Source organism: Candidatus Effluviviaceae Genus V sp. (assembly GCA_014728125.1).
Taxonomy (GTDB): Bacteria; Joyebacterota; Joyebacteria; order Joyebacterales; family Joyebacteraceae; genus WJMD01.
The window spans coordinates 1-3,721 of the sequence record WJMD01000033.1 but is presented as its reverse complement, the minus strand read 5'-3'; the positions used below and the strand labels follow the sequence as shown (position 1 = coordinate 3,721).

The window sequence follows — 3,721 nt, the reverse complement described above, 5'->3', positions numbered from 1 at the left end:
GTGCTGGAGAACATCCACCGGCGCATCGAGGAGGGCGAACCGCCGCTTCTCGCGTCGTTCCGCGGCGTCAACGAGGTGGCCTTCGCCGTCATCGCGACGACGCTGGTGCTCGTGGCCGTCTTCGTCCCCATCGGTCTCATGGGAGGGGAGACGGGCCGGCTCTTCACGGAGTTCGCCTTCGCCATCGCCGGCGCCGTCGTCTTCTCGAGCATCGTCGCGCTGACGCTCTCGCCGATGCTGTGCTCCAAGATCCTGCGACCGAGGGCGTCGGAGAGCGCGCTCACCAGGACGGTCGATGGCGTGTTCCGGCGGGTCATCGCATGGTACGACGGCGCGCTCCGGCTCGCCGTCCGGAACCCGGTTATCTCGCTCGCGGCGCTGATCCTCATCATCGGTTCGATCTGGATCATGCTCGGGACCGTCGTCTCCGAGTACGAGCCGTCCGAGGACCGCGGCGCGCTCTTCGTCAGGATGTCGGCGCCGGAGGGGACCGGGTTCGATGCGTCGCGGGCCTACATGGAGCGTGTGACCGACAGGCTCACCCCGCTCGTGGAGCGGGGCGACGCACAGCACGTGCTCGCCATGACCCCGGGATGGGGCGCCGGCGGGGTGAACCAGGGGACCGCCATCATCGACCTGGCGCCCTGGGCCGAGCGGGACCGCTCAGCCAATCAGGTCGCCCGCGAGCTGATGGGCGGGCTGTCGGAGATCGTCGGGGTCCGCGTCTTCGTCTTCCAGCCGTCCGGCCTCTCGTTCAGCTGGGGGCAGCCGATCCAGTTCGTCATCGGCGGACCGACGTACGAGGAGCTGGCGCGGTGGCGCGACATCATCGTGGAGAAGGCCCAGGCGTATCCGGGACTCGTCGGCGTCGACGCCGACTACAAGGAAACGACGCCCCAGCTCCGCGTCGAGGTGGACAAGGGGCGGGCGGCCGAGATGGGCGTGAACACCCTGACGGTCGGACGGACCCTGCAGACGATGCTCGGCTCGCGGAACGTGACGACGTTCGTCGACCGCGGCGAGGAGTACAACGTCGTCCTCCAGGGAGCCACGGAGGAGCGGCGGACGCCGACCGACCTCGAGAACATCTACGTCCGCTCGTCCACGACCGGCCGGCTGATCCCGCTCGCGAACCTCGTCACGTTCGAGGAGCGCGCCGAGGCGAGCGAGCTCAGGCGCTACAACCGGATGCGTGCCGTCACGATCTCCGCGGGCATCGCCGACGGCTACTCGATGGGACAGTGTCTGGCGTTTCTCGAGAACGCGGTACGCGAGGAGCTCCCGTCGTCGGCGATGGTCGGGTACAAGGGGCTCTCCGAGAAGCTCAAGGAGTCGAGCGGCGCGGTCGCCTTCGTCTTCATCATCTCGCTCGTCATCGCATACCTGGTGCTCTCCGCGCAGTTCGAGAGCTTCGTCAGTCCCTTCGTCATCATGCTGACCGTTCCCATGGGTATCCTCGGCGCCGCCATCGGCATGCTGCTCATGGGCGTTACGCTGAACATCTTCAGCCAGATCGGACTCGTGATGCTGATCGGCCTGGCCGCCAAGAACGGGATCCTCATCGTCGAGTTCACGAACCAGCTGCGCGACCGCGGTCTCGAGTTCGAGGAGGCCGTGTTCCGCGCGTCGCGGCTGCGTCTCCGGCCGGTCCTGATGACGGGATTTTCCACCGCCATCGGTGCCATTCCGCTCATCCTCGCGAGCGGCGCCGGGGCGGCGAGCCGGCTTTCGCTGGGCACGGTGGTCGCCTTCGGCGCGACGTCGGCGTGCGTCCTCACGCTCTTCGTCGTCCCCGTCGCGTATTACTACCTCTGTCGCGGACAGGCCTCCCCGAAGGAGCGGGAGCGGCGGCTCGAGAGTCTGCGCGAGGAGTACGAGGACGCGATGTAGGTTCTCCGCCCTTGCGGTTGTTCCGCCCGGAGGATTGCGGCCCCGGGAGACGTCGCGCGGGGATGCGACATCGGGCTCCGCGCGGCAGGCCCGGAACGAGAGAAGCCCCCGGTTCCCTGGGGGCTTCTCGGCGTTGCTGCGAGCCGGTTTCCGCGCGCCTACCGGTAGATGGCCTTGATCGTCGTCCAGCTCGAGGCCTCGACGGGTGTGGGGTCGGCGAAGAGCTCGAAGGCCAGGTCGGCGTAGTTGTTGCCGATCGGGGAGTCCGGGAAGTAGGTCCAGCGAGGTATACCCAGGTACGAGAAGTCCATGTACGGACTCATGAGCTCGATCGGTTCGGACTCCAGCGGACCCCACTGACCGTACGCCAGCTGCTCGGCCACGCACTGGAAGCTCACCCAGTAGTGCTGACCCCCGGCCACGGGGAAGGGCGGGATGTCGGCCCAGTACGAGTAGTCGCCATCGCCCTCGTCCGCCTCGTGGAAGTCATCGGTCCAGACCTCGTAGACCATCTCTCCCGGGCCGTTGCGCGACGGACCGCGCACGTTCTCGTAGAACCTGATGCAGAAGTACATGTCGGGAACGTCGGTGCAGTCGATCCACAGGGCGAACTCCCCCGCGTCGCCCTCGTAGCCGTCGACTACGAGGTAGTAGGTCCCGGGCTCGGAGAACGTGTAGCCGAAGGAGGAGGAGGCGAAGGCCAGGCAGTCGTTCTCGTCGCAGCTGCCCAGCAGGAACAGGTCGAGGTCCAGCCCGGGCGGCTCGTCGAGCGTGAACACGATGTAGGTGTTGGGGAACGGGACCTTCAACTGGTAGACGATCTCGGGGCCGGACTCGTTCCACGAGATGCAGCCGTACTCGTCCACGTTCGACGGTTTGCCGGTCGTGTCTCCGACGAGGCTGTCGCTCAGGCAGGTGACGCGCTGGGAGCCCGAGCAGTCGAGCGACGGCCGCCCGGTCGGGTTCCCGGACCAGTCGACGCGGGAGCCGCTGGGACTCGGACCGCTGCGCGGTTGATTCCAGTACGTGCCCCACCAATGCACGTGGTCTATCTCGGCGTTGTGAGGAGCGACGAAGTCGTTCACGCACTCGGCGAAGAACGGCGTATCGGGCGCATGCTGCGAAGCCCAGCCGGTCGCTGTCTCCGACGGCACCTGGCTCCAGAGCAGCACGCGCGCCGGGTTGTCGTCCGCCGCGGCGTGCCCCGCCACGAACAGACAGACAAGGAGAGCGATCACAGGCCATCTCATCGGCTACCTCCCCGGTTCCTGGCGACCGCGTCCCGAAGGACCTCTCCGAACGGCAGGTCACGGCGGTTCCGGTGAGGAGGTGACGCGGCCAGAGCTCCCGAGCCGCCGGACGCTTGCAGTATACTGTGAGAGGCGTCCTATGTCCATGGCGAATGCAGGGCCCGGCGAAGGCGGCCTTCGGACGTGCTCGTCCGATCCAGGCGGGCCGCCAAGTCCCATGCACCCGTGGGAGCCGTCCGGATCGGGGCGGTCCTCGTTGACAGGGCCCGCATGCTCTGCTAGGATATCCGGTGCCGGCTTCGTCCCGCTTCGCGCCGCCGAGCTTGGGAGGGCCACGGTCAGGCGCCTTGCGGCGGGGGATCCGGCTTCACCTTCAGAGCCCTCGGGGGCGGCCTCGATTCGCTTCGGGGGCCGAACCTGAGGGCATCGCGTATGTGGCTCGTCCTTCTTCTGGCAGTGGCCTTCTTCACCTACGGGCTCGTCGAGTACCGCCTTCACGTCCGGCGTCTCGGCGCGCTCCCCGTCCGCGTGCATGTCAACGGCACGCGCGGCAAGTCGTCGGTTACACGTCTCATCTCGGC

At 67.6% G+C, this 3,721-nt stretch carries 3 protein-coding genes; 2 read left to right on the top strand and 1 reads right to left on the bottom strand.

Annotation, left to right across the window (positions count from 1 at the left end; genetic code table 11):
- The coding region (locus GF405_01775; GenBank protein MBD3366886.1) for an MMPL family transporter at window positions 1-1,890 on the top strand (1,890 nt) is incomplete at its 5' end.
- A 158-nt stretch (window positions 1,891-2,048) separates the two neighbouring features.
- Here the strand turns inward: GF405_01775 and GF405_01770 are convergent.
- Window positions 2,049-3,140 (bottom strand): hypothetical protein, encoded by a 1,092-nt coding sequence (locus GF405_01770; GenBank protein MBD3366885.1) that lies wholly within the window; start codon window positions 3,138-3,140, stop codon window positions 2,049-2,051.
- 432 nt (window positions 3,141-3,572) lie between these two features.
- Here GF405_01770 and GF405_01765 point away from each other — a divergent pair.
- A partial coding sequence (locus GF405_01765; protein ID MBD3366884.1) for a poly-gamma-glutamate synthase PgsB occupies window positions 3,573-3,721 on the top strand: 149 nt, incomplete at its 3' end.